Here is a 22940-nt window from a genome sequence, read left to right as displayed (position 1 = left end):
GCGATTCCTTTGGTGTCGTCTTCAGCAGCGGCTCAGGCCTGCTGCGAAACCTGGGTGATCTCGAACGGCTGGGGCTGCTGGGCCGCGTGCGGGTGCTCCGCGCCGCGGTAGACCTTCAGCTTGCCGAGCTGCTGACGGCCGAGGGACGTCTTGGGGATCATCCCGCGGACGGCCTTCTCGATCGCGCGCTCAGGGTTCTTCTCGAGAAGCTCGCCGTAGGCGACGGAACGCAGACCACCCGGGTAACCGGAGTGGCGGTAGGCCAGCTTCGTGGCCCGCTTGTTGCCCGACAGGGCGACCTTGTCGGCGTTGATGACGATGACGAAGTCACCTCCGTCGACGTGCGGGGCGAAGGTCGGCTTGTGCTTCCCGCGCAGGAGGGTGGCAACGTGAGTCGCCAGGCGGCCCAGGACGACGTCGGTCGCGTCGATGACGTACCAGTCGCGCTGGACGTCGCCGGGCTTCGGGGTGTACGTACGCACGGTTCGTAACCTTTTCGTGTTCGGTAGTCGTCGGGCTAGAAGCGGCGCCCGATGAGTCAGGCGTTGTGCGCGGGAGGCTCCATGGATGACGTCCAGGCCATGCGAGACTCGGTGCGAGTGGGCGCGCTGAGAATCGCGGGACGTCGGAGTTACAGCACAACGACTCACCAGTCTAGCCTGGGCACCAACCGATCGCCAAAGCGAGTTCGCTCACCGTCGATCCGACGGCGCCCGTCACCGCTCGGCGCCCGTCGCCGCTCGGCGCCCGCCCTCAGCGGCGACCGCCGCCCAGAAGCCCGCCGAGGCCACCCAGGACCGACCCGACGTCGAGCCCGCCGCCGGAACCGCCCGCACCCCCGAGGAGCCCGCCGAGGAGCCCGCCGAGACCGCCGCCCTCCTCGGGCGCCGACGCGCCCTGCGCGGTGGTCGCTCCGGGCTGCGGTGCGGCCGCCTTCCCCTGAAGCTGCTTCGACAGGAAGGACAGCGCGATGGGAGCGAGCGCCGGCAGCAGCTTCTGGAGGATCCCGGTCTCGGCGCCCGTCGTCTCGGCGACCTTCGCGACCACCTGCTCCTGCTGCGCCCCGAAGATGTGGCCGGCGATCTTCGCGCCGTCGTCGGTGTCGACGTCGTCGAGGTTGATGCCCCCTCGACGAGCGCCGGGCCGTGCTGCGCGAGCGCCTCGCCGAGCGAGGCCGCGCCGGCCGGGTCGCCGGCGTTGGCCTGAAGGCCGCCGAAGATCGCCGGGAGCAGGCCGCCCGCCGCAGACTGCGCGGTGCCCGGGTCGATACCGAGGCTGCCCGCAATCTGATCCAGCGGCAGCGCCTTGAGCAGGTCGTCGAGTCCAGCCATGGTCGGCTCCGTCACGTCCGGGGCGTGCGTGGCGGCACGCCTGGATCGACGGTAGCTCCGGCTCGCGCGCCGCGCTCGGCGACGCTGCCCGCCGCGCGACGTCCGCTCACCCCGCCCGACGTTCGTCGTGTTCGTTCGACGCCTCTCAGGCTGCGCGGCCGCTGCAGGGGGACCATCGTGGTCGCATGAGCGACGACATCCCGGGGACGGCACCCGATCCCGAGTCCGGAGCCGAGGGCGACGGCGACCAGCTCTCGGCGGACGACATCCTGTTCGACCGCGGCGACTACGACCCGCTCGACGAAGGCGTCTCGCCGCCCGAGCGTGATCGCGCCAACCACTGGGGCGAGACCGCCTGGGAGCAGGCTCGCGACGAGCCGCTCGACTCCCGCCTGGCAGCCGAGGAGCCCGACTGGTGGGAGGAGGACCGCCGCCCACCCGCGGACCGCACCCGCGCGGGCCGCCTCGTCGCCGACAACGACGCGGACCCCGACGAGGAGGGCAGCCCGCGCTCGAACGACGTCTACGGCGACGACGCCGGAGTCGACGGCGCGGGCGCCTCGGCTGAGGAGGCGGCCGTCCACTGGGTCCAGGAACCGTGACCGTTCCTGGGCGCACCGGAGCGCCCTACTGCGCGGGCGCCTCGGGGAAGGCGCGCAGCGGCGGGGGGTCGCAGACGTCTTCGTCCATGCGCAGCGCCCGCACGCGCGTCGCGCGGGTCGCCAGGTCGGCGTCGGGCGGGTAGACGACCTCCTCCAGGACCAGCCCGTGCGCGGGGACGACGGCGGCGTTGAGCTCGCGCCGCCGCGAGGCCAGCACCTCGGCCGGCCAGGCCACGGGCCTGCGCCCCTCCCCCACGGCGATCGACGCGCCCACGAGCGAGCGCACCATGTTGTGGCAGAACGCGTCCGCCACCACACGCGCGACGACGAGGCCCGCGTCGGGCCCGTCCGCCGTACGCGTCCATGACAGTTCCTTGAGCTCGCGGATCGTCGTCGCCCCAGGCCGCGGCTTGCAGAAGGCCGCGAAGTCGCGCACCCCGCGCAGCGGCTGCGCGGCGTCGTGCATCGCGGCCACGTCGAGCGGGCGCCGGTGCCACAGCACGTGCGTGCGGCGCAGCGGGTCGCGCAGGCCGGCGTCGTCGGCGATGCGGAAGGCGTAGCGCCGGTACAGCGCGCTGAAGCGCGCATCGAAGCCGGCGGGAGCGAGCCGCGCACGGTAGATGACGACGTCGGGCGGCAGCACCCCGGCCAGCCGCGTCACGAGGGACTCCCCCGGCGCGCGGTCCGACCGTCCCGGCAGCGCCTGCCAGCGCGCGAGCGGGATGTCGACGTGCGCGACCTGACCGCGCGCGTGCACGCCCGCGTCGGTGCGCCCGGCGACGGTCAGGCGCGGCGCCGGCAGGCCGAGCGGCCCCAGCCGCAGCACGCGTTCGAGCCCCTCCTCGATGGCACCTTGCACGGTGCGCAGCGTGGGCTGGCGCGCCCAGCCCGAGAACCCGGTGCCGTCATAGCCCAGGTCGAGGCGTACACGCACGGTCTCGACGTCGTTCACGGCCCCCATTCTCACGGACGGACCGGCGAAATCACGCGATGATGGCACGGTGCCAGAGACGCTCACCCTCGCCGTCGACTGTGGTGGCGGCGGCATCAAGGCCGCCGTGCTCGACGAGGCGGGCACCGCGCACGCCGCGCCCGTCCGCGTCGCGACGCCCTACCCGCTCGCGCCCGCCCTGCTCGTCGAGACCATCGCGGGCATCGCGCGCTCGCTGCCGCGCGCACACCGTGCGACCGTCGGCATGCCCGGCATGATCCGCCACGGCGTCGTCGTGCACACGCCGCACTACATCACGCGCTCCGGCCCGCGCTCGCGCGTCGAGCCCGACCTCGTGGACGCGTGGTCCAGCTTCGACATGCGCGCCGCCGTGACCGAACGGCTCGGGGTGCCCGTGATGGTGCTCAACGACGCCGAGGTCCACGGCGCCGGGGTCATCGCCGGGTCTGGCCTGGAACTCGTCCTGACGCTCGGCACAGGCCTCGGCTCCGCGACGTTCGACGGCGGCCGCCTCGCGCCGCACCTGGAGTGGTCGCGCGCGCCGGTACGCCGTGGCGCGACATACGACGAGTACATCGGCGAGCCCGAACGCCGCCGCCTCGGTGACGGCCTGTGGTCGCGCCGCGTCGTGACGATGGTCGACGGACTGCGTCCCGTGTTCTGGTGGGACCGCCTCTACGTCGGCGGCGGCAACTCACGCCGCATCACGCCGGCCGCGCTCGCCCGGCTGGGCGACGACGTCGTCATCGTGCCGAACTCAGCGGCTCTCGTCGGCGGGGCCCGAGCGTGGGAGCTGCCGCGCGAGACCTGGGGATGAGGGCGCCCGCGCCCTCGCTCACCGCGGCGACGGCCTCGAGCACGACACGCGCGTACGCCACGGGTGCGTCGAGGCTCACCAGGTGCGTGGCCCGCGGGACGACGACGAGGCGCGCCGGAGTCCCGCCCGACCGGGCGGCGGCGAGCATCGACCGTTCCCGGCCGCGGAAGTGGTCCCACCGGCCGTTGAGGAGCCACACCGGGCTCGTGCCTGCGGCCAGCGCCGTCAGCGTGTCGCTCGCCGCGACCTCGCGCAGCACGTCGACCATGACCTCGAGCGCGTAGCCGCCCTCGGCGACGTCGCGCGCCGACTGCGGGTCGAGCGCGAGCCCGGCGAGCAGGTCGTTGAGGCGCGCACCGTGGTCGGGCCGTGACTCGACCAGCCGCATGGCCAGCAGCCACGCGTCGCGCACCCGCGTCTGCGGGGGCGTGCAGCACGACGACGCCACGAGTCCCGCCGACCGTTCGGGGTACCGGGCCCGGTGCTCGATGCCGACATACCCGCCGAGCGAGAGCCCGACGACCAGTGCCCGCCCGCCGAGGGCCGCGACGCCGTCGTCCACCGCCGCGACGGCGCCGGCGAGCGTGAACCGCTCGGCCATGCGCGTGCCGTGGCCGGGCAGGTCGACGGCGAGCGCGGGGACGCCTGCGGCGTCGAGGATCTCGACCTGACGGCGCCACATCGTGCGCGAGGTGCGCGCTCCGTGCACGAGCAGGACCGGAACCTGCTCCTGCCCTTGCCGCACGCCGGCCTCCGCTCCGCTCGCCCGGCCCAGGAATCGTCCTCGTGGCGTTCCCGCGCGCCGGGTCCCACCACTGTGGCACCGGCGGCGGCTCCGTGCTCGCAGAGGCCTCCGCGCGCGAGTCCCCGCGCGCACGGCGCCCGTCGAGGTGCCGCACGCGCGAGGGCCCCGCACCGGCAGCGGTGCGGGGCCCTCGCGCGAGACGCGGGGAGGCTCAGGCCTCCTTGGTCTCCTCGGGCTTCTCGTCGGCGGCAGCCGGCGCCTCGGGGGCGTCGGCGGCGGTCTCGACGACGTCGGCCTCGACGGTCTCGACGGCCTCGACGGTCTCCTCGACCACGGGCTCCTCGACCTTCTCAGCCTTCTTCGGCGCGGCCTTCTTGGTGGCCTTCTCGGCCTCCTTGACGACGGCCTGCTTCGGGCTGACGGGCTCGGTCACGAGCTCGATGACGGCCATGGGGGCGTTGTCGCCCTTACGGTTGCCGATCTTCGTCACGCGCGTGTAGCCACCGTTGCGCTCGGCCACGGCCGGGGCGATCTCGGTGAACAGCGTGTGCACCACGCCCTTGTCGCGCACCACGGTCAGGACGCGACGGCGCGCGTGCAGGTCGCCGCGCTTCGCGAACGTGATGAGACGCTCGGCGAGCGGCTGGACGCGCTTCGCCTTGGTCACGGTGGTGGTGATGCGGCCGTGCTCGAAGAGCGCCGTGGCGAGGTTCGCGAGGATCAGACGCTCGTGAGCCGGGCCACCGCCGAGCCGCGGACCCTTGGTGGGGGTAGGCATTTTCGGGTTCTCCTTGAGGGGATTCCTCGCCACCGCGGCACCAAGGCCGCGCGGCGAGGCTGCGCGAAGCAGGGAATGTCAGTACGACTGCTCGTCGTAGGCCGTGTCGTCGCCGCCGTCGTAGAACGACGCGGACGGGTCGAAGTCGAGCGGCGAGTCCTTGAGCGCCAGACCGAGCTCGGCCAGCTTCTCCTTGACCTCGTTGATCGACTTGGCGCCGAAGTTGCGGATGTCGAGCAGATCCGCCTCGCTGCGCGCGACGAGCTCACCCACCTGGTGGATGCCCTCACGCTTGAGGCAGTTGTACGAACGGATCGTGAGGTTGAGCTCCTCGATCGGCAGCGCGAGGTCCGCGGCGAGCGCGGAGTCCGTCGGCGACGGGCCGATCTCGATGCCCTCGGCCTCGACGTTCAGCTCGCGGGCGAGACCGAACAGCTCGACGAGCGTCTTGCCTGCCGAGGCGAGAGCGTCGCGCGGCGTGATGGCCGGCTTCGTCTCGACGTCGACGATCAGCTTGTCGAAGTCGGTGCGCTGCTCGACACGGGTGGCCTCGACCTTGTAGGTGACCTTGAGCACCGGTGAGTAGATCGAGTCGACCGGGATCCGGCCGATCTCGGCGTCCACCGACTTGTTCTGCGCTGCCGACACGTAGCCACGGCCACGCTCGACGGTCAGCTCGATCTCGAGCCGGCCCTTGTCGTTGAGCGTGGCGATGTGCAGACCGGGGTTGTGCACCTCGACACCCGCCGGCGGGACGATGTCCGCCGCGGTGACGGCCCCCGCGCCCTGCTTGCGCAGGTACATGACGACCGGCTCGTCGTTCTCCGAGGAGACGACGAGGTTCTTGATGTTGAGGATGATCTCGGTGACGTCCTCCTTCACCCCCGGCACGGTGGTGAACTCGTGGAGCACACCGTCGATGCGGATGGAGGTGACAGCCGCGCCCGGGATGGACGACAGCAGGGTGCGGCGCAGCGAGTTGCCGAGCGTGTAGCCGAAGCCCGGCTCCAGCGGTTCGAAGGCGAACCGACGGCGGTACTCGTTGTTCTCGTCGCCGGTGACGACCTCTTCGGTCAGTGTGGGGCGCTGTGCGATCAGCACTGTGTTTGTCCTTTCGGTGTGCGTCCGCCATATGACGCATCACGGTGGATCGGCGATCACTCGCACGCCCGGGTGGGGTCTGTCCACCCGGGCAGGGGTTCAGCCGGCCGGTCCCGAGGGTCCGGCCGGCCGAGAAGAGTCAGACGCGACGGCGCTTCGGCGGGCGAACGCCGTTGTGGGCCTGCGGCGTGACGTCCTGGATCGAGCCGACCTCGAGGCCGGTCGCCTGCAGGGAGCGGATGGCGGTCTCACGACCGGACCCCGGGCCCTTGACGAAGACGTCGACCTTCTTCACACCGTGCTCCTGGGCGCGGCGCGCGGCCGACTCGGCGGCGAGCTGCGCGGCGAACGGCGTCGACTTGCGCGACCCCTTGAAGCCGACGTGGCCGGCCGAGGCCCACGAGATCACGGCACCGGTCGGGTCCGTGATCGAGACGATCGTGTTGTTGAAGGTGCTCTTGATGTGCGCCTGGCCGACCGGGACGTTCTTCTTGTCCTTGCGGCGCGGCTTGCGCGTGCCGGCGGCGGCACGAGTCTTGGGAGGCATTCTCGCTCTTTCCTAAACCTGGGGTACTGACTGCCGGACGGCTATCAGCGGGCCTTCTTCTTGCCCGCGACGGTGCGCTTCGGACCCTTGCGGGTACGCGCGTTGGTCTTGGTGCGCTGACCGCGCACCGGCAGCCCGCGACGGTGACGCAGACCCTGGTAGGTACCGATCTCGACCTTGCGGCGGATGTCGGCGGCAACCTCGCGGCGGAGGTCACCCTCGAGCTTGTAGTTGCCCTCGAGGTAGTCGCGGAGGGCGACCAGCTGCGCGTCGTCAAGGTCCTTGACGCGGACGTCGGGGCTGATCCCCGTGGCGTCCAGCGTCTGCGACGCGCGAGTACGGCCCACGCCGTAGATGTAGGTGAGCGCGATCTCGACCCGCTTCTCGCGGGGGAGGTCGACGCCGATAAGACGTGCCATGTGCCTGACGGCTCCTGTACTTCGCCCGGAGGTCTTCCGCACCACCCTCCCGCGGAACGACGGGCCCCGGCCTCCGGACCGGGGGTTCCACCACGCTCCCCGAGGGGGTGCGCGGCTTCGTGGTGGTGCGCTGGCGGGCGACTGACGTCACCCAGGTGTCGCGGTGTGTGCGATCAGCCCTGGCGCTGCTTGTGGCGCAGGTTCTCGCAGATCACCATGACGCGACCGTGCCGGCGGATCACCTTGCACTTGTCGCAGATCTTCTTGACGCTCGGCTTGACCTTCATGAGTCTTCCTTCGCCTCGGCACGCGCGGGCGCGTGACTGCGGCTGGGTCGGTATCGGGTGGGGGACGGACTACTTGTAGCGGTAGACGATCCGGCCACGGGACAGGTCGTACGGGCTCAGCTCCACCACCACCCGGTCCTCGGGGAGGATCCGGATGTAGTGCTGACGCATCTTGCCGGAGATGTGGGCAAGCACCTTGTGGCCGTTGGCCAGCTCCACGCGGAACATCGCGTTCGGCAGGGCCTCGACCACGCTGCCCTCGATCTCGATGACACCGTCCTTCTTTGCCATGTCCTCCGCTAACTCTTCGTCCTGACTTCTCCCGTGCGCCCCCGGGCGAACCCGGCCGCACCGCGCGGCATGGGGCCGACGGCGTGACACCGATGGTGGGACGTGGGATGTCGCGTGCTGCCGTCCGGCCGTCTGCGGACGATCCGAAGGCCGTCGTCCAGCGAGCACTGTCGAGAGACGGTGACCGCAAGACGACTGACCGAAGATCAGTGTCCGGAGATGGGCGCGGACGGACTACACCCGACGTGCCAGCCTACCGGAAGGCGCCACGAGGGGAAAGCCGGAGCGAGAGTGGGTTCGCTCACGCGCACCGGTTCGCGCCCAGGACACACCGCCGCGCGGCTCAGTCCACGCGCACGACGTCGACGCCGAGCGCCGCGAGCCGGTCCGCGCCCGCATCGGGCGCCGTGAGCACGCTGATGCCGCCCTCGAGGATCGCGACCGTGTGCTCCCAGTGAGCCGCGCGCGAACCGTCCACGGTCACGACCGTCCAGCCGTCCGCGAGCTCGCGCGTCTCCCCGCTCCCCGCGTCACCATCGGCTCGACCGCCAGGCACATCCCGGCCTTCACCGCGATGCCACGCGACGACGTCGCATAGTTGAGGACGTCGGGCGGCTGATGCATCGCGGTGCCGATCCCGTGGCCCACGTACTCCTCGACGATGCCGAGCTCCTCCCCCGTCGCCCGGGCGGCGACATCGAGCGCGGCCTCGACCGCGCGCCCGACGTCGTTGAGCCTCCCGCGCTGCGCGAGCGCGGCGATGCCCGCCCACATGGCCGCCTCGGTCGCGCGCACGAGGGCGTCGTCGCCGGGGTCCACGTCCGGCGACCCTGGCGCGAGCGCGCCGCCGGCGCCGAGGATGAACGTCGCCGCCGAGTCACCGTGCCAACCGTCGACGACGGCGCCCGCGTCCACCGACACGACGTCACCGACCTGAAGCTCACGTGAGCCGGGGATGCCGTGGATGACCTCGTCGTTGACCGAGACGCACACGGTCGCCGGGAACCCGTGGTAGCCCAGGAAGTTGGACGTCGCCCCTGCCTCGGCGATGACCCGACGCGCGATGCCGTCCAGATCCGCCGTCGTCATGCCCGGGCGAGCACCCGCACGGACCGCGGCCAGCACGTCGGCAACCACGAGCCCGGCCCGTCTCATGACGCGCACCTGCTCAGGCGTCTTCAGCTCGACACGCTCACGCCCTACCCGCATGAGGCCCCCCAGGGCCGACGCCGCACCAGCGTCAGCCGAGCTGAGCCGCGAGACCGGCGACGATGCGGTCGGTCACCTCGGTGACCTCGCCGATGCCGTCGACCTGCACCAGCAGACCGCGCTCCCCGTATGCAGAGGTGAGCGGAGCAGTCTGCTCCGCGTAGATGTCGAGGCGACGCGCGATCGCCTCCTCGGTGTCGTCGTCGCGGCCCTCCAGCTCGGCCCGCTTGGAGATGCGCGCCAGCAGCTCGGCCCGGTCCGCGGTGAGCTCGATGACGCCGTCGAGCTGCCAGCCCTTGTCTTCGAGCACGCCGTCGAGCGCCTTGACCTGGCTGCCGTTGCGCGGGTAGCCGTCGAGGATGAAGCCGGCCTGCGCGTCGTCGTCGCCCAGGCGCTCACGGACCATGCGGTCGGTGACCTCGTCGGGAACGAGCTCGCCCTTGTTCGTGTACTCCTGCGCGAGCCGGCCCAGCTCTGTGCCGCCCTTGATGTTGGCGCGGAAGATGTCACCGGTCGAGACCGCCGGGATGCCGAAGACCTCGGCGAGCCGCGCGGCCTGCGTGCCCTTGCCGGAGCCCTGCGGACCCATGATCAGCAGCCGGGTCACACGGGACTCGGGCCCGGGGGTCGGGTGCAGGTCGTGCCGTGAGGGGACGGAGCTCTCTGTCAACGGAGGAACCCTTCGTAATGACGCTGCTGCAGCTGGGAGTCGATCTGCTTCACGGTCTCCAGCCCCACGCCCACCATGATCAGGATCGACGTGCCGCCGAACGGCAGGTTGTGGGTGAGACCCAGAGCCACGACCATCAGCGTCGGGATCAGTGCGATGACCACGAGGTAGAGAGATCCGGCCGAGGTGATACGGGTGATCACGTAGTCCAGGTACTCCGCGGTCGGGCGGCCGGCACGGATGCCCGGGATGAAGCCGCCGTACTTCTTCATGTTGTCCGCGACCTCGTCGGGGTTGAACGTGATCGAGGTGTAGAAGAAGCAGAAGAACAGGATCAGGAGCGCGTACAGCGTGATGTGCACGGGCGACGACGGCATGGCCAGGTGCTGGGTGATCCACCGGACCCACCCGGCCGAGTCGTTTCCGAACTGGGCGATGAGGGTCGGGATCGCCAGCAGCGACGACGCGAAGATCACCGGGATCACACCGGCCATGTTGATCTTGATCGGGATGTACGTGCTCGTGCCGCCGTACATGCGTCGGCCCACCATGCGCTTCGCGTACTGGACCGGCACCCGGCGCTGCGACTGCTCGACGTACACGACCAGGCCGATCACGACGATGATGACCGCGAGCAGGATGACGATGTTGCGGATGCCGTTGCTGCCGCCGATGACCGAGCCCAGACCCGCAGGGAAGCTCGCGGTGATCGAGGTGAAGATCAGCAGCGACATGCCGTTGCCGACGCCGCGCTCGGTGATGAGCTCACCCAGCCACATGATGAGGCCGGTACCGGCCGTCATGGTGATGACCATGAGCAGGATGGTGACGATGCTGCCGTCAGCGATGACGTCGAGCGTGCAGTTCTGGAAGAGCGCACCGGCGCGCGCCGTCGTGATGACGGTCGTCGACTGGAGGATCGCGAGGGCGATGGTCAGGTAGCGCGTGTACTGCGTCAGCTTCGCCTGGCCCGCCTGCCCCTCCTTGTAGAGGACCTCGAAACGGGGGATCACCACACGCAGCAGCTGGATGATGATGCTCGCCGTGATGTACGGCATGATCCCCAGCGCAAAGACGGACAGCTGCAGGAGCGCGCCACCGCTGAACGTGTTGACGAGACCCAGGAGCGACGTGCCGCCGGCGGCCTGGTCGATGCACTGGCGGACGTTGGGGTAGTTCACGCCCGGCGTCGGGATGAACGAACCGACGCGGAAGATCGCCATGATCGCGATCGTGAACAGCAGCTTGCGCCGCAGGTCGGGCGTCCGGAAAGCCCGGGCGAATGCGCTGAGCACCTATCCTCCTGGCCCGCCGAGGCGGGTTCTCGTGTCGCCGGGTCACCCCGGCGAGAAGTGGCGACGCGACTTCTGGCTGAACTGTCTCACGGCGCCGGATGGACGAGGTCCGGGACGGGTCTGCCGACCCGAGCCACTGACCACGCCCACAGGCAAGGCCGGACCGCAAGGGATTCTACGTGGAAGCGACACCGCGTACGCCACACTGTCGCAACACATGACAGCACACAGGGCCGGGGGCACCAACCGCGCCTCCGGCCCTGCGTGTCGTGTCAGTCCTCCGAGATCGAGCCGCCGGCCGCCAGGATCTTCTCCTTGGCGGAGCCGGACAGCGCGTCGACCGCGACGTCCAGCTTGACGGTGATCTCACCCGTGCCGAGCACCTTCACGAGCTGACCCTTGCGGACCGCGCCCTTGGCGACGAGGTCCTCGACGGTGACGGAGCCACCCTCGGGGTACAGCGCGGAGAGCTTGTCCAGGTTGACGACCTGGTACTCGACGCGGAACGGGTTCTTGAACCCGCGCAGCTTCGGAAGGCGCATGTGCAGAGGCATCTGCCCGCCCTCGAAACGCTCGGGAACCTGGTAGCGAGCCTTCGTACCCTTGGTACCACGACCCGCCGTCTTGCCCTTCGAGCCCTCACCGCGACCCACGCGGGTCTTGGCGGTCTTGGCCCCAGGGGCGGGACGCAGGTGGTGGACCTTGAGCGGCTTGACCGGGGCAGAGGCCACGGCCTCGCCGGTCTTCTTGGCCTCGGCCATGATCAGTCGACCTCCTCGACGGTCACCAGGTGCGAGACCGTGTTGACCATGCCGCGGATCTCGGGACGGTCCTCCTTGACGGCGGTGTCACCGATCCGCTTGAGGCCCAGGGTCCGCAGCGTCTCGCGCTGGTTCTTCTTGCCGCCGATGGCGGACTTGGTCTGGGTCACCTTCAGGCGAGCCATCACGCACCCACCTTCACCGAGTCGGAGCCGGCAGCGTCCTTCTTGGCGGCGACGCCGGCGGCCTGCGCACGCAGGAGCGCGGCCGGAGCCACGTCCTCCAGCGGCAGCCCACGACGCGCGGCCACGGCGGCCGGCTCCTCGAGCTGCTTGAGCGCCTGCACCGTCGCGTGGACGATGTTGATCGAGTTCGACGAGCCGAGCGACTTGCTCAGGACGTCGTGGATGCCCGCGCACTCCAGCACGGCGCGCACCGGACCACCGGCGATCACACCGGTACCCGGCGAGGCCGGACGCAGGAACACGACACCGGCAGCGGCCTCACCCTGGGTGGGGTGAGGGATGGTGCCCTGGATGCGGGGAACGCGGAAGAAGTTCTTCTTCGCCTCCTCGACACCCTTGGCGATCGCCGCGGGCACCTCCTTGGCCTTGCCGTAGCCGACGCCCACGGTGCCGTCGCCGTCGCCCACCACGACGAGCGCGGTGAAGCTGAAGCGGCGGCCGCCCTTGACGACCTTCGCCACGCGGTTGATCGTGACGACGCGCTCGACGAACGCGGACTTCTCCGCCTCGCGGCGGTCGTTGCGGCGGTCGTCGCGGCGGTTGCTGCGACGTCCGTCGTTGTTGCTCTCGTTGGCGCCCTGGGGGGCGCCGGTGCGCTGCCCTGCAGCCATCAGAGGTTCCTCATCTTCCGTGCGTTGGTCGTCATCACAGCGCCAGCCCCGCCTCGCGGGCACCGTCTGCGACGGCGGCCACTCGACCGTGGTACTTGTTGCCACCGCGGTCGAAGACCACGGACTCGACGCCGGCTGCCTTGGCACGCGAGGCGACGAGCTCGCCGACCTTGCGGGCCTTGGCGACCTTGTCGCCGTCGAAGGCGCGCAGGTCGGCCTCGAGGGTCGAGGCGGACGCGACGGTCTTGCCCACGGTGTCGTCGACGATCTGCGCCACCATGTGGCGGTTCGACCGTGTGACGACGAGGCGCGGACGCGCCGCCGTGCCGGTGATCTTCTTGCGCAGGCGCAGGTGGCGGCGCTGACGGGCGACGGCCTTGCCCTTGCCCAGGATCTTGATAGCCATCACTTACCAGCCTTTCCGACCTTGCGGCGGACGACCTCGCCGGCGTACCGCACACCCTTGCCCTTGTACGGCTCGGGCTTGCGAATCTTGCGGATGTTCGCCGCGACCTCGCCGACCTGCTGCTTGTCGATGCCCGACACCGAGAACTTGGTGGGGGCCTCGACGGCGAACGTGATGCCCTCGGGGGCCTTCACGAGCACCGGGTGGCTGAAGCCGAGGGCGAACTCGAGGTCGGAGCCCTTGGCCGTGACGCGGTAACCCGTGCCGACGATCTCGAGCTTCTTCTCGTAGCCCTGCGTGACGCCGGTGACGATGTTCGCCAGCAGCGTGCGGGTGAGGCCGTGCAGCGCACGGGAGTCACGCTCGTCGTTCGGGCGCGACACGACCAGCGTGGCGTCCTCCTGCGCGACCGTGATGGGGGCAGGCACGCGGTGCTCAAGGGAGCCCTTGGGGCCCTTGATCGTCACGAGCGCGCCCGAGATGGTGACGTCCACGCCGGCAGGCACCGGGACGGGGATCTTGCCGATTCGAGACATGGCTTGTATCTCCCTTCCGATTACCAGACGTAGGCGAGGACCTCGCCACCGACGCCCTTGGCCTGAGCCTGGCGGTCGGTGAGGAGGCCGGAGGAGGTCGACAGGATCGCGACGCCAAGGCCACCGAGGACCTTGGGCAGCTCCGTCGACTTCGCGTACTTGCGAAGACCGGGCTTCGAGATGCGGCGGATGCCCGACAGGGCGCGCTCGCGGTTCGGGCCGTACTTCAGGGTGATGGTGAGGCTCTTGCCCACCTTCGCGTCCTCGACGACGAATCCGGCGATGTAGCCCTCCTTCTGAAGGATCTCCGCGATGTGGAGCTTCAGCTTGGAGGACGGCATCGTCACGGAGTCGTGGTGCGCCGAGTTGGCGTTCCGCAGACGCGTCAGCATGTCTGCGATCGGGTCAGTCATCGTCATGTGGGCTCTTGCCCTTCCTCGTCGCGGTTTCCGCGCGGCTCTCCAGGAACCCGTCCTGGGGTCCCGGGCGGACCTGCGACGTCGTAGGTGGTACCAGCTGCGCGGTGATTACCAGGAGCTCTTGGTCACGCCAGGGAGCTCGCCACGGTGGGCCATCTCCCGGACGCAGATACGGCACAGGCCGAACTTGCGGTAGACCGAGTGGGGCCGGCCGCAGCGCTGGCACCGGGTGTAGGCGCGAACCGCGAACTTGGGCTTCGCGGCGGCCTTGTTGATCAGGGCCTTCTTCGCCATGTCAGTTCTCCTCCTTGAAGGGGAAGCCGAGACGGCGAAGCAGCGAACGGCCCTCGTCGTCGGTGTTCGCCGTGGTCACGACCGTGATGTCCATACCGCGGACGCGGTCGATCTTGTCCTGGTCGATCTCGTGGAACATCGACTGCTCCGTGAGACCGAACGTGTAGTTGCCGTGGCCGTCGAACTGCTTGCCCGACAGACCGCGGAAGTCACGGATACGGGGCAGGGCGATCGACAGCAGACGGTCGAGGAACTCCCACATGCGGTCACCGCGCAGCGTCACGTGGGCGCCGATCGGCATGCCCTCGCGCAGCTTGAACTGAGCGATGGACTTGCGGGCCTTGGTGACCTGCGGCTTCTGACCGGTGATCGCGGTCAGGTCGCGGATCGCGCCCTCGATGAGCTTCGAGTCCTTGGCGGCGTCGCCGACACCCATGTTCACGACGATCTTGGTCAGACCGGGAACCAGGGTGACGTTCGCGTAGCCGAACTCCTCGCGGAGCGCGGGAAGGATCTCCTCGCGGTAACGGGTCTTCAGCCGCGGCGCGACTGCGTTCGAGGTGGCCTCGAGAGTCGTCTCGGTCATCAGATGTCCTTCCCGGAGCGCTTCGCGACGCGGACGCGAACCGTCTTGGTCTTGCCGTCGCGCTCGACCTGCTCGACGCGGTAGCCGACGCGCGTGCCCTTCTTGGTCTCCGGGTCGACGAGCATGACGTTGGAGACGTGGATCGGGGCCTCGATGGTCTCGATGCCACCCGTGCGGGTGCCGCGAGCGGTCTGGCCGGCCTTGACGTGCTTGGTCACACGCTGGACGCCCTCGACGACGACGCGGTCGGTCTCGGTCAGGACCTCGAGCACGCGGCCCGTCTTGCCCTTGTCGCGACCCGAGATGACGACGACCTGGTCGCCCTTCTTGATCTTGGCCATGGTCAGAGCACCTCCGGCGCGAGCGAGATGATCTTCATGAACCGCTTGTCGCGAAGCTCGCGACCGACCGGGCCGAAGATGCGGGTTCCACGGGGCTCACCGTCGTTCTTGAGGATGACGGCAGCGTTCTCGTCGAACTTGATGTAGGAACCGTCCGGACGACGGCGCTCCTTGGCGGTCCGGACGACGACGGCCTTGACCACGTCGCCCTTCTTCACGTTGCCGCCCGGGATGGCGTCCTTGACGGTGGCGACGATGACGTCACCGATACCGGCGTAGCGACGGCCGGAACCACCGAGAACGCGGATGCAAAGGATCTCCTTGGCACCCGTGTTGTCGGCGACCCGGAGTCGCGACTCCTGCTGGATCATTCAAATGCTCCTGTCGTCGAGCTGGTTCTCCCGCGCGTCCGCGTGACAGCACGCAGACAGGCGAAGGAGCCTGGCCGAACGGATTGATGGTTGCGGTCACCCGCTCGCATACGTGTGTCACGCCGCGGGCAGACCAATGGGAGAGTCTACGCCGCCCAGGTCCCGTCAGGGACCCGGGCGACGAAGATCACTCTCTGGATGTCACTTGGCCTTCTCGAGGATCTCCACCAGGCGCCACCGCTTGGTCGCGGACAGCGGGCGGGTCTCCATGATGACGACCAGGTCGCCGATGCCGGCGCTGTTCTGCTCGTCGTGGGCCTTGACCTTGGTCGTGCGGCGCATGACCTTGCCGTAGAGCGGGTGCTTCACGCGGTCCTCGACCTCGACGACGATGGTCTTGTCCATCTTGTCGCTGACCACGTAACCGCGGCGCACCTTGCGGATGCCACGCTCAGCAGCAGCGGACTCGGTCGCTGTGTTGTTCTCGATGCTCATCAGTTGCCTCACTCAGCGCTCGGAGCCGTACGGATGCCGAGCTCGCGCTCCCGCAGGATCGTGTAGATCCGCGAGATGTCGCGCTTGACGGCCTTGATGCGGCCGTGCGACTCCAGCTGGCCGGTGGCCGACTGGAAACGGAGGTTGAAGAGCTCCTCCTTGGCCTTCTTCAGCTCGGCGACAAGCTTCTCGTCGTCGAAACCGTCCAGGTCGGTCGGGGCCAGGCCCTTGGTACCGATAGCCATCAGATCGCACCACCCTCGCGCACCACGAAACGGCACTTCATCGGGAGCTTGTGGATCGCACGACGCATGGCCTCGCGAGCCAGGGGCTCCGGGACGCCGGCCAGCTCGAAGACGATGCGGCCGGGCTTGACGTTGGCGACCCACCACTCGGGCGAGCCCTTACCGGAACCCATGCGGGTCTCGGCGGGCTTCTTGGTCAGGGGGCGGTCCGGGTAGATGTTGATCCAGACCTTGCCGCCACGCTTGATGTGGCGGGTCATCGCGATACGCGCAGCCTCGATCTGGCGGTTGGTGACGTAGGCGGGCTCAAGAGCCTGGATGCCGTACTCACCGAACGCGATCGAGTTGCCACCCTTCGACGCGCCGGAGCGGCCGGGGTGGTGCTGCTTGCGGTGCTTGAGCCTGCGAGGGATCAGCATGCTCAGGCCTCCGTTCCGGTCTCGGTGGCCGACGCCTCCGCAGCCGAGTCAGCCGCGGGGGCCGCGGTGTTCTCGGCGGCAGGAGCAGCCGGACGCTCGTTACGGCGACCGCCACGGCGGTCACCGCGCTCGCCACGGCCCTCGCCACGCTCGCCGCGGGGGCCACGGCCCTGACGCGGAGCCGCAGCGGCCTGCTGTGCGGCGAACTCCTTCTCGGTCATGTCGCCCTTGTAGATCCACACCTTGACGCCGATGCGGCCAAAGGTGGTGCGGGCCTCGAAGAAGCCGAAGTCGATGTTCGCGCGGAGCGTGTGCAGCGGCACGCGACCCTCACGGTAGAACTCCGACCGGCTCATCTCGGCGCCGCCGAGACGACCCGAGACCTGCACGCGGATGCCCTTCGCGCCGGCGCGCTGCGCGGACTGGATGCCCTTGCGCATGGCACGGCGGAACGAGACGCGCGATGCGAGCTGCTCGGCGATGCCCTGGGCGACCAGCTGTGCCTCGATCTCGGCGTTCTTCACCTCGAGGATGTTCAGCTGGACCTGCTTGCCCGTGAGCTTCTCGAGCTCGCCGCGGATGCGGTCGGCCTCGGCGCCACGGCGGCCGATCACGATGCCCGGGCGCGCCGTGTGGATGTCCACGCGGACGCGGTCGCGGGTGCGCTCGATCTCAACCTTGGCGATGCCCGCACGCTCGAGGCCGGTGCCCATGAGCTTGCGGATCTGGACGTCCTCACGGACGTAGTCGCGGTACCGCTGACCGGGCTTGGTGCTGTCGGCGAACCAGCGCGACCGGTGGTCGGTGGTGATGCCGAGGCGGTACCCGTGCGGGTGAACCTTCTGCCCCACTATCGGGCCCCTTCCTTCTTCTCGCGCGGTGCAACCACCACGGTGATGTGCGACGTGCGCTTGAGCACGCGGGCGGCACGGCCCTGAGCACGCGGACGGAACCGCTTCAGGGTCGGGCCCTCGTCGACGAACGCCGCGGCGACGACGAGCTCCTGCTCGTCGAAGCGCTCGCTCGCGCGGTCGGCCTTCACCCGGGCGTTGGCGATCGCGGACTCCACGACCTTGCGCACCGGCTCGGCGGCGGCCTGCGGTGCGAACTTCAGCACCGCGACGGCCTCGCCGGCCTGCTTGCCACGGATGAGGTCCACGACGCGCCGGGCCTTCATCGGCGTCACGCGGACGAACCGCGCCTGCGCCTTGGCTTCCATTGCTGTCCTGCTTCCTTTTCTCAGACAGTCAGGGTGTCGGTCGCGAGCCGGGGGCTCAGCGACGACGACCCTTCTTGTCGTCCTTCACGTGGCCGCGGAAGGTCCGCGTGGGAGCGAACTCGCCGAGCTTGTGGCCGACCATCGACTCGGTCACGAAGACCGGCGTGTGCTTGCGACCGTCATGCACGGCGAAGGTGTGACCGAGGAAGTCGGGCGTGATGACCGACCGACGGGACCAGGTCTTGATGACGTTCTTGGTCCCCTTCTCGTTCTGCACGTCCACCTTCTTCTGCAGGTGGCCGTCGACGAAGGGGCCCTTCTTCAGGCTGCGAGGCATGTTCCAGGCTCCTTATCAGCGCTTCTTGCCGGTGCGGCGACGGCGGACGATCAGCTTGTCGCTCGGCTTGTTCGGACGGCGGGTGCGTCCCTCCGGCTGGCCCCAGGGGCTCACCGGGTGACGGCCACCGGAGGTCTTGCCCTCACCACCACCGTGCGGGTGGTCGATCGGGTTCATGGCGACACCGCGCACGGTCGGGCGGACGCCCTTCCAGCGCATGCGGCCGGCCTTGCCCCAGTTGATGTTCGACTGCTCGGCGTTGCCGACCTCGCCGACCGTGGCGCGGCAGCGCAGGTCGACGTTGCGGATCTCGCCCGACGGCATGCGCAGCTGCGCGTAGGGGCCGTCCTTGGCGACGAGCTGCACCGACGTCCCGGCCGAGCGGGCGATCTTCGCACCGCCACCGGGCCGCAGCTCGATGGCGTGGATGACCGTACCGGTCGGGATGTTGCGCAGCGGCAGGTTGTTGCCGGGCTTGATGTCGGCGGCCGCACCGGCCTCGACGACGTCGCCCTGCGACAGCTTGTTCGGCGCGATGATGTAGCGCTTCTCGCCGTCCGCGTAGTGCAGCAGCGCGATGCGCGCCGTGCGGTTCGGGTCGTACTCGATGTGCGCGACCTTGGCCGGCACACCGTCCTTGTCGTGACGACGGAAGTCGATCACTCGATACTGGCGCTTGTGGCCACCACCCTTGTGCCGGGTGGTGATGCGACCGGAGTTGTTGCGGCCACCCGTCTTCGACAGGGGGCGGACCAGCGACTTCTCCGGCTGCGAGCGCGTGACCTCGACGAAGTCGGCGACGCTCGAGCCGCGGCGGCCAGGCGTCGTCGGCTTGTACTTACGGATTCCCATGGGATTCAGTCCTCGATCTGCTCTGTCCGGGTCAGCCGACCGGACCGCCGAAGATGTCGATCGACCCCTCACGGAGGGTGACGATCGCGCGCTTCGTGTCCTTGCGCTTGCCCAGGCCGAAACGCGTGCGACGCGCCTTGCCCTTGCGGTTGATCGTGTTCACCGAGTCGACCTTGACGCCGAAGACCTGCTCGACCGCGATCTTGATCTCGGTCTTGTTGGCCCGCGGGTCCACGACGAAGGTGTACTTGCCCTCGTCGAGGAGGCCGTAGCTCTTCTCGGAGACGACCGGCGCGAGCAGGATGTCGCGCGGGTCCTTCTGCACGGTGGTCACTTGGTGGCCTCCTCGACTGCGGCCTCGGACGCGGCGTCGGACTCGGTCGCGATCGCCTTCGCGCCCTTGGCGGGCCCGGCGAGGAACGCGGCGAGCGCGCCCTGCGTGAAGACGACGTCGTCGGAGACGAGCACGTCGTACGTGTTGAGCTGGTCGGCTGCGAGCAGGTGGACCGTCGGCACGTTGCGCAGCGACAGGATCGTCGCCTCGTCCGCGCGCTCGGTCACCACGAGGACGTGGGGACGCTCGGTCAGGGCCGACAGGGTCTTGAGCGCGGTCTTGGTCGACGGCGTGCCGTCGACTCCGAAACCGGCCACGACGTGGACACGCCCGGCGCGGGCGCGGTCGGACAGGGCACCGCGCAGCGCGGCGGCCTTCATCTTCTTCGGGGTGCGCTGGTCGTACGAGCGCGGCTGCGGGCCGTGGACGGTGCCACCGCCGGCGAACTGCGGAGCGCGGGTCGAACCCTGGCGGGCGCGGCCGGTGCCCTTCTGCTTGTACGGCTTGCGGCCACCACCGCGGACCTCGCCGCGGGTCTTCGTCGCGTGCGTGCCCTGGCGAGCAGCGGCGCGCTGGGCGACGACGACCTGGTGGATCAGCGGGACGTTGGTCACGACGTCGAACACCTCGGCAGGAAGCTCGGCGGTGCCGGCCTTCTTGCCCTTGGCGTCGAGAACGTCAACGATCTGAGCGGTCATGATGCTGTCACGCACCCTTCGCGGCAGTCTTCACGACGACGACGCCGCCCTTGGGGCCGGGAACCGCGCCCTTGACGAGCAGCAGACCCTTCTCGGCGTCGACCGCGTGGACGGTCAGGTTCTGGGTGGTCTGACGGGCGTTGCCCATCCGGCCGGCCATGCGCAGGCCCTTGAACACGCGCGACGGCGTCGATGCGCCGCCGATCGAGCCCGGCTTGCGGTGGTTGCGGTGCGAACCGTGCGAGGCGCTCACACCGGCAAAGCCGTGGCGCTTCATGACACCGGCCGTGCCCTTGCCCTTGGTCGTACCGACGACGTCGACCACGGCGCCCGCCTCGAAGGCGGCGGCGGTGATCTCCTGGCCGACCGCGTAGTCGGCGGCGTCAGCGGTGCGGATCTCGGCCACGTGACGGCGCGGCGTGACGCCGGCCTTCTCGAAGTGGCCCTTCAGCGGCTTGGTGACCTTGCGGGGGTCGATCTGGCCGGCGGCCAGCTGGACGGCGCTGTAGCCGTCGGTCTCGGCCGTGCGGACCTGGGTCACCACGTTGGTGTCCACCGCGACGACCGTGACGGGCACGAGGCGCCCGGCCTCGTCCCACAGCTGCGTCATGCCCAGCTTGGTGCCCAGCACTGCGGTCACGTTCTTCTGCAGGTTGCTCATCTCAGTCACCTGCCTCAGAGCTTGATCTCGATGTTCACGTCGGCAGGCAGGTCGATACGCATGAGCGAGTCGACGGCCTTCGGCGTGGGATCGATGATGTCGATGAGCCGCTTGTGCGTACGCATCTCGAAGTGCTCGCGGCTGTCCTTGTACTTGTGAGGCGACCGGATCACGACGAAGACGTTCTTCTCCGTCGGGAGCGGCACCGGGCCCACAACAGTCGCACCGGCACGCGTGACCGTGTCCACGATCTTGCGCGCCGAGCTGTCGATGACCTCGTGGTCATAGGACTTGAGCCGGATGCGGATCTTCTGTCCCGCCATGGCGTCGTCTGACTCTCTCTCTCGAACCGCTACTGTCCGACCCCCGCGCTCGGGCGTGTCGCTTGCGTGACACGCTCGAAGGCCAGGAGGCCGTTGAATTGTGATCCGCCCGGGTGGGCCGACCACGACGTATGTCTGGCCTGTCGAACCCTCTCCACGAGGACGTGTGTCCCACCGGGAGCTCGGTCGTGCGGGGCGCTCAGCGTGAGAACAGACGGCACCCCGCGAACCCCTGCATGAGGGGGACCCGCTCCAGCACTGACGCGGTCCGCGGGGGTGATCCCCGGGGTTCCGCGCGGCTGCGGCACAACACACTGTTCGACACGAGAAAGAACGCGCCCGTGACAGGCAACCTGACAAGTGTGCCACAGGGTCTGCCGGATCCCAAGCCCACGGCCTGTGACGCCGCACCCAGCGCCACCGCTCCGTGCTCTGGGCGCACGAAGGCCCGGGCTCCCTCGCGGGAACCCGGGCCTCGCGTGCTCAGCCCGCCGGCAGGGCCGGCGGCGCCGAAGGAGCTCAGCTCACCAGATCACTTGATGATCTTGGTGACACGGCCCGAACCGACCGTGCGGCCACCCTCACGGATGGCGAAGCCGAGGCCCTCCTCCATGGCGATGGGCTGGATGAGCTGGACGGTCATCTCGGTGTTGTCGCCGGGCATGACCATCTCGGTGCCCTCGGGCAGCGTGATGACGCCGGTGACGTCCGTCGTGCGGAAGTAGAACTGCGGACGGTAGTTCGAGTAGAACGGGTTGTGACGGCCGCCCTCGTCCTTGCCCAGGATGTAGACCTGAGCCTCGAAGTCGGTGTGCGGGGTGATCGAGCCCGGCTTGACGACGACCTGGCCGCGCTCGACGTCCTCGCGCTTGATGCCGCGCAGCAGCAGACCCGTGTTGTCACCGGCCTGAGCCTGGTCCATCGACTTGTGGAACGTCTCGATGCCCGTGACGGTCGTCTTCTGCGCCGCACGGATACCGACGATCTCGACCTCGGAGTTGAGGTCGAGCTTGCCGCGCTCCACCTTGCCGGTGACGACGGTGCCACGACCGGTGATCGTGAAGACGTCCTCGATCGGCATCAGGAACGGCTTGTCGAGGTCACGGACGGGCTCGGGGACGTTCTCGTCCACGGCCTCCATGAGCTCGAGGATCTTGGCGGTCCACTCGGCGTCGCCCTCGAGAGCCTTGAGGCCCGAGACGCGCACGACCGGGGCGTCGTCGCCGTCGAAGCCCTGCGACGACAGCAGCTCGCGGACCTCCATCTCGACGAGCTCGAGGATCTCCTCGTCGTCGACCATGTCGGCCTTGTTGAGCGCGACGAGCAGGTAGGGGACGCCGACCTGACGGGCGAGCAGGACGTGCTCACGCGTCTGGGCCATCGGGCCGTCGGTGGCGGCGACCACGAGGATCGCGCCGTCCATCTGGGCCGCGCCGGTGATCATGTTCTTGATGTAGTCGGCGTGACCCGGGGCGTCGACGTGCGCGTAGTGACGGTTCGGCGTCTCGTACTCGATGTGCGCGATGTTGATCGTGATACCGCGCTGCTTCTCCTCGGGCGCCTTGTCAATCTCATCGAAGTTGATGAGCTGGTTGGCGAGGTAGCCCTCCGAGGCGGGGTACTTCTCGGCGAGGGTCTTGGAGATGGCAGCCGTCAGCGTCGTCTTGCCGTGGTCGACGTGCCCGATCGTGCCGATGTTGACGTGCGGCTTGGTCCGCTCGAACTTGGCCTTAGCCACTGGGG

General features: G+C 69.4%; 36 protein-coding genes and 2 pseudogenes. 2 read left to right on the top strand and 36 right to left on the bottom strand.

The window, feature by feature from the left end:
* Positions 1-32: 32 nt before the first annotated feature.
* The 3 genes and pseudogenes from rplM to ET495_RS19255 form a co-directional block, all read right to left on the bottom strand.
* Positions 33-482, bottom strand: coding sequence for a 50S ribosomal protein L13 (gene rplM / locus ET495_RS15965; protein ID WP_129205602.1), 450 nt, complete (start codon positions 480-482; stop codon positions 33-35).
* A 271-nt stretch (positions 483-753) separates the two neighbouring features.
* Positions 754-1047: a hypothetical protein gene (locus ET495_RS19260; RefSeq protein ID WP_281276133.1), complete on the bottom strand. Its 294-nt coding sequence runs from the start codon at positions 1045-1047 to the stop codon at positions 754-756.
* A gap of 155 nt (positions 1048-1202) precedes the next feature.
* Positions 1203-1331: pseudogene (locus ET495_RS19255) on the bottom strand (DUF937 domain-containing protein); the annotation flags it as partial.
* A gap of 185 nt (positions 1332-1516) precedes the next feature.
* Here ET495_RS19255 and ET495_RS15955 point away from each other — a divergent pair.
* Entirely contained in the window at positions 1517-1933 is a 417-nt protein-coding gene (locus ET495_RS15955) for a DUF5709 domain-containing protein (RefSeq protein WP_129205601.1), read from the top strand.
* 25 nt (positions 1934-1958) lie between these two features.
* Here ET495_RS15955 and truA read toward each other — a convergent pair whose 3' ends face one another.
* Positions 1959-2894: a tRNA pseudouridine(38-40) synthase TruA gene (truA, locus tag ET495_RS15950; protein ID WP_129206081.1), complete on the bottom strand. Its 936-nt coding sequence runs from the start codon at positions 2892-2894 to the stop codon at positions 1959-1961.
* A gap of 40 nt (positions 2895-2934) precedes the next feature.
* On the opposite strand from truA, the gene ET495_RS15945 reads away from it, so the two are divergent.
* A complete protein-coding gene (locus ET495_RS15945) occupies positions 2935-3702 on the top strand; it encodes an ROK family protein (protein WP_129205600.1) in 768 nt (255 codons plus the stop codon).
* On the opposite strand, the gene ET495_RS15940 is transcribed toward ET495_RS15945, so the two are convergent.
* The 32 genes and pseudogenes from ET495_RS15940 to tuf form a co-directional block, all read right to left on the bottom strand.
* Positions 3629-4447, bottom strand: a complete 819-nt coding sequence (locus ET495_RS15940) for an alpha/beta fold hydrolase (RefSeq protein ID WP_245993141.1) — start codon at positions 4445-4447, stop codon at positions 3629-3631. The genes ET495_RS15945 and ET495_RS15940 overlap by 74 nt on opposite strands.
* A 211-nt stretch (positions 4448-4658) precedes the next feature.
* Positions 4659-5225: a 50S ribosomal protein L17 gene (gene rplQ, locus ET495_RS15935; RefSeq protein WP_129205599.1), complete on the bottom strand. Its 567-nt coding sequence runs from the start codon at positions 5223-5225 to the stop codon at positions 4659-4661.
* Between the two features lie 78 nt (positions 5226-5303).
* Complete coding sequence (locus ET495_RS15930; RefSeq protein ID WP_129205598.1) at positions 5304-6326, bottom strand: DNA-directed RNA polymerase subunit alpha; 1023 nt, start codon at positions 6324-6326, stop codon at positions 5304-5306.
* A gap of 139 nt (positions 6327-6465) precedes the next feature.
* The gene (gene rpsK, locus ET495_RS15925) at positions 6466-6873 is read right to left on the bottom strand and encodes a 30S ribosomal protein S11 (RefSeq protein ID WP_129205597.1); all 408 of its coding nucleotides are present in this window, start codon (positions 6871-6873) and stop codon (positions 6466-6468) included.
* Between the two features lie 44 nt (positions 6874-6917).
* Positions 6918-7292, bottom strand: a complete 375-nt coding sequence (rpsM, locus tag ET495_RS15920) for a 30S ribosomal protein S13 (RefSeq protein ID WP_129205596.1) — start codon at positions 7290-7292, stop codon at positions 6918-6920.
* 173 nt (positions 7293-7465) lie between these two features.
* The gene (gene rpmJ / locus ET495_RS15915; protein WP_009740505.1) at positions 7466-7579 is read right to left on the bottom strand and encodes a 50S ribosomal protein L36; all 114 of its coding nucleotides are present in this window, start codon (positions 7577-7579) and stop codon (positions 7466-7468) included.
* 69 nt (positions 7580-7648) lie between these two features.
* On the bottom strand, positions 7649-7870 hold the full coding sequence (gene infA / locus ET495_RS15910) for a translation initiation factor IF-1 (protein ID WP_012867920.1): 222 nt from the start codon (positions 7868-7870) through the stop codon (positions 7649-7651).
* A gap of 343 nt (positions 7871-8213) precedes the next feature.
* A pseudogene (map, locus tag ET495_RS15905) lies at positions 8214-9079 on the bottom strand (type I methionyl aminopeptidase).
* A 31-nt stretch (positions 9080-9110) separates the two neighbouring features.
* Positions 9111-9749, bottom strand: a complete 639-nt coding sequence (locus ET495_RS15900; RefSeq protein ID WP_129205595.1) for an adenylate kinase — start codon at positions 9747-9749, stop codon at positions 9111-9113.
* A complete protein-coding gene (secY, locus tag ET495_RS15895) occupies positions 9746-11044 on the bottom strand; it encodes a preprotein translocase subunit SecY (RefSeq protein ID WP_129205594.1) in 1299 nt (432 codons plus the stop codon). The genes ET495_RS15900 and secY overlap by 4 nt, the downstream gene beginning before the upstream one ends.
* Positions 11045-11316: 272 nt before the next feature.
* Positions 11317-11805 carry a 50S ribosomal protein L15 gene (rplO, locus tag ET495_RS15890; RefSeq protein WP_129205593.1) on the bottom strand — a complete coding sequence of 163 codons (489 nt, stop codon included), beginning with the start codon at positions 11803-11805 and terminating at the stop codon, positions 11317-11319.
* A gap of 2 nt (positions 11806-11807) precedes the next feature.
* A complete protein-coding gene (gene rpmD / locus ET495_RS15885; RefSeq protein ID WP_012877427.1) occupies positions 11808-11990 on the bottom strand; it encodes a 50S ribosomal protein L30 in 183 nt (60 codons plus the stop codon).
* Positions 11990-12661, bottom strand: coding sequence for a 30S ribosomal protein S5 (gene rpsE / locus ET495_RS15880; protein ID WP_129205592.1), 672 nt, complete (start codon positions 12659-12661; stop codon positions 11990-11992). Before rpsE ends, rpmD begins: the two co-directional genes overlap by 1 nt.
* Before the next feature lie 34 nt (positions 12662-12695).
* Entirely contained in the window at positions 12696-13067 is a 372-nt protein-coding gene (gene rplR / locus ET495_RS15875) for a 50S ribosomal protein L18 (protein ID WP_129205591.1), read from the bottom strand.
* Positions 13067-13603, bottom strand: a complete 537-nt coding sequence (gene rplF / locus ET495_RS15870; RefSeq protein WP_129205590.1) for a 50S ribosomal protein L6 — start codon at positions 13601-13603, stop codon at positions 13067-13069. Before rplF ends, rplR begins: the two co-directional genes overlap by 1 nt.
* Before the next feature lie 20 nt (positions 13604-13623).
* The gene (gene rpsH, locus ET495_RS15865) at positions 13624-14022 is read right to left on the bottom strand and encodes a 30S ribosomal protein S8 (protein WP_129205589.1); all 399 of its coding nucleotides are present in this window, start codon (positions 14020-14022) and stop codon (positions 13624-13626) included.
* 108 nt (positions 14023-14130) lie between these two features.
* Positions 14131-14316: a type Z 30S ribosomal protein S14 gene (locus tag ET495_RS15860; protein WP_012877422.1), complete on the bottom strand. Its 186-nt coding sequence runs from the start codon at positions 14314-14316 to the stop codon at positions 14131-14133.
* Position 14317: 1 nt separating this feature from the next.
* Complete coding sequence (gene rplE, locus ET495_RS15855) at positions 14318-14902, bottom strand: 50S ribosomal protein L5 (RefSeq protein ID WP_129205588.1); 585 nt, start codon at positions 14900-14902, stop codon at positions 14318-14320.
* On the bottom strand, positions 14902-15243 hold the full coding sequence (gene rplX, locus ET495_RS15850) for a 50S ribosomal protein L24 (protein WP_129205587.1): 342 nt from the start codon (positions 15241-15243) through the stop codon (positions 14902-14904). Before rplX ends, rplE begins: the two co-directional genes overlap by 1 nt.
* A 2-nt stretch (positions 15244-15245) precedes the next feature.
* Positions 15246-15614 carry a 50S ribosomal protein L14 gene (gene rplN / locus ET495_RS15845; protein ID WP_021480431.1) on the bottom strand — a complete coding sequence of 123 codons (369 nt, stop codon included), beginning with the start codon at positions 15612-15614 and terminating at the stop codon, positions 15246-15248.
* A gap of 201 nt (positions 15615-15815) precedes the next feature.
* Entirely contained in the window at positions 15816-16109 is a 294-nt protein-coding gene (gene rpsQ / locus ET495_RS15840) for a 30S ribosomal protein S17 (protein WP_129205586.1), read from the bottom strand.
* Between the two features lie 8 nt (positions 16110-16117).
* Positions 16118-16354, bottom strand: a complete 237-nt coding sequence (gene rpmC / locus ET495_RS15835; RefSeq protein WP_129205585.1) for a 50S ribosomal protein L29 — start codon at positions 16352-16354, stop codon at positions 16118-16120.
* Positions 16354-16773: a 50S ribosomal protein L16 gene (rplP, locus tag ET495_RS15830; RefSeq protein WP_129205584.1), complete on the bottom strand. Its 420-nt coding sequence runs from the start codon at positions 16771-16773 to the stop codon at positions 16354-16356. The genes rpmC and rplP overlap by 1 nt, the downstream gene beginning before the upstream one ends.
* A 2-nt stretch (positions 16774-16775) precedes the next feature.
* Positions 16776-17624: a 30S ribosomal protein S3 gene (gene rpsC, locus ET495_RS15825; RefSeq protein WP_129205583.1), complete on the bottom strand. Its 849-nt coding sequence runs from the start codon at positions 17622-17624 to the stop codon at positions 16776-16778.
* On the bottom strand, positions 17624-17992 hold the full coding sequence (gene rplV, locus ET495_RS15820) for a 50S ribosomal protein L22 (RefSeq protein WP_129205582.1): 369 nt from the start codon (positions 17990-17992) through the stop codon (positions 17624-17626). Before rplV ends, rpsC begins: the two co-directional genes overlap by 1 nt.
* 55 nt (positions 17993-18047) lie before the next feature.
* A complete protein-coding gene (rpsS, locus tag ET495_RS15815) occupies positions 18048-18329 on the bottom strand; it encodes a 30S ribosomal protein S19 (RefSeq protein ID WP_012867940.1) in 282 nt (93 codons plus the stop codon).
* Positions 18330-18344: 15 nt separating this feature from the next.
* Positions 18345-19181: a 50S ribosomal protein L2 gene (gene rplB, locus ET495_RS15810; protein ID WP_129205581.1), complete on the bottom strand. Its 837-nt coding sequence runs from the start codon at positions 19179-19181 to the stop codon at positions 18345-18347.
* 31 nt (positions 19182-19212) lie between these two features.
* Entirely contained in the window at positions 19213-19515 is a 303-nt protein-coding gene (gene rplW / locus ET495_RS15805) for a 50S ribosomal protein L23 (protein WP_129205580.1), read from the bottom strand.
* The gene (gene rplD / locus ET495_RS15800; protein ID WP_129205579.1) at positions 19512-20213 is read right to left on the bottom strand and encodes a 50S ribosomal protein L4; all 702 of its coding nucleotides are present in this window, start codon (positions 20211-20213) and stop codon (positions 19512-19514) included. Before rplD ends, rplW begins: the two co-directional genes overlap by 4 nt.
* Positions 20214-20220: 7 nt before the next feature.
* Positions 20221-20874, bottom strand: a complete 654-nt coding sequence (gene rplC, locus ET495_RS15795; protein WP_129205578.1) for a 50S ribosomal protein L3 — start codon at positions 20872-20874, stop codon at positions 20221-20223.
* A 14-nt stretch (positions 20875-20888) separates the two neighbouring features.
* A complete protein-coding gene (gene rpsJ, locus ET495_RS15790) occupies positions 20889-21197 on the bottom strand; it encodes a 30S ribosomal protein S10 (RefSeq protein ID WP_012877409.1) in 309 nt (102 codons plus the stop codon).
* 532 nt (positions 21198-21729) lie between these two features.
* Positions 21730-22935, bottom strand: a complete 1206-nt coding sequence (gene tuf / locus ET495_RS15785; RefSeq protein ID WP_129205577.1) for an elongation factor Tu — start codon at positions 22933-22935, stop codon at positions 21730-21732.
* Positions 22936-22940: the final 5 nt, after the last annotated feature.

The sequence above is a fragment of the Xylanimonas allomyrinae genome, assembly GCF_004135345.1.
GTDB lineage: Bacteria > Actinomycetota > Actinomycetes > Actinomycetales > Cellulomonadaceae > Xylanimonas > Xylanimonas allomyrinae.
The sequence above is the reverse complement of the archived record's forward strand: the minus strand, read 5'-3'. Positions and strand labels throughout refer to the sequence as shown.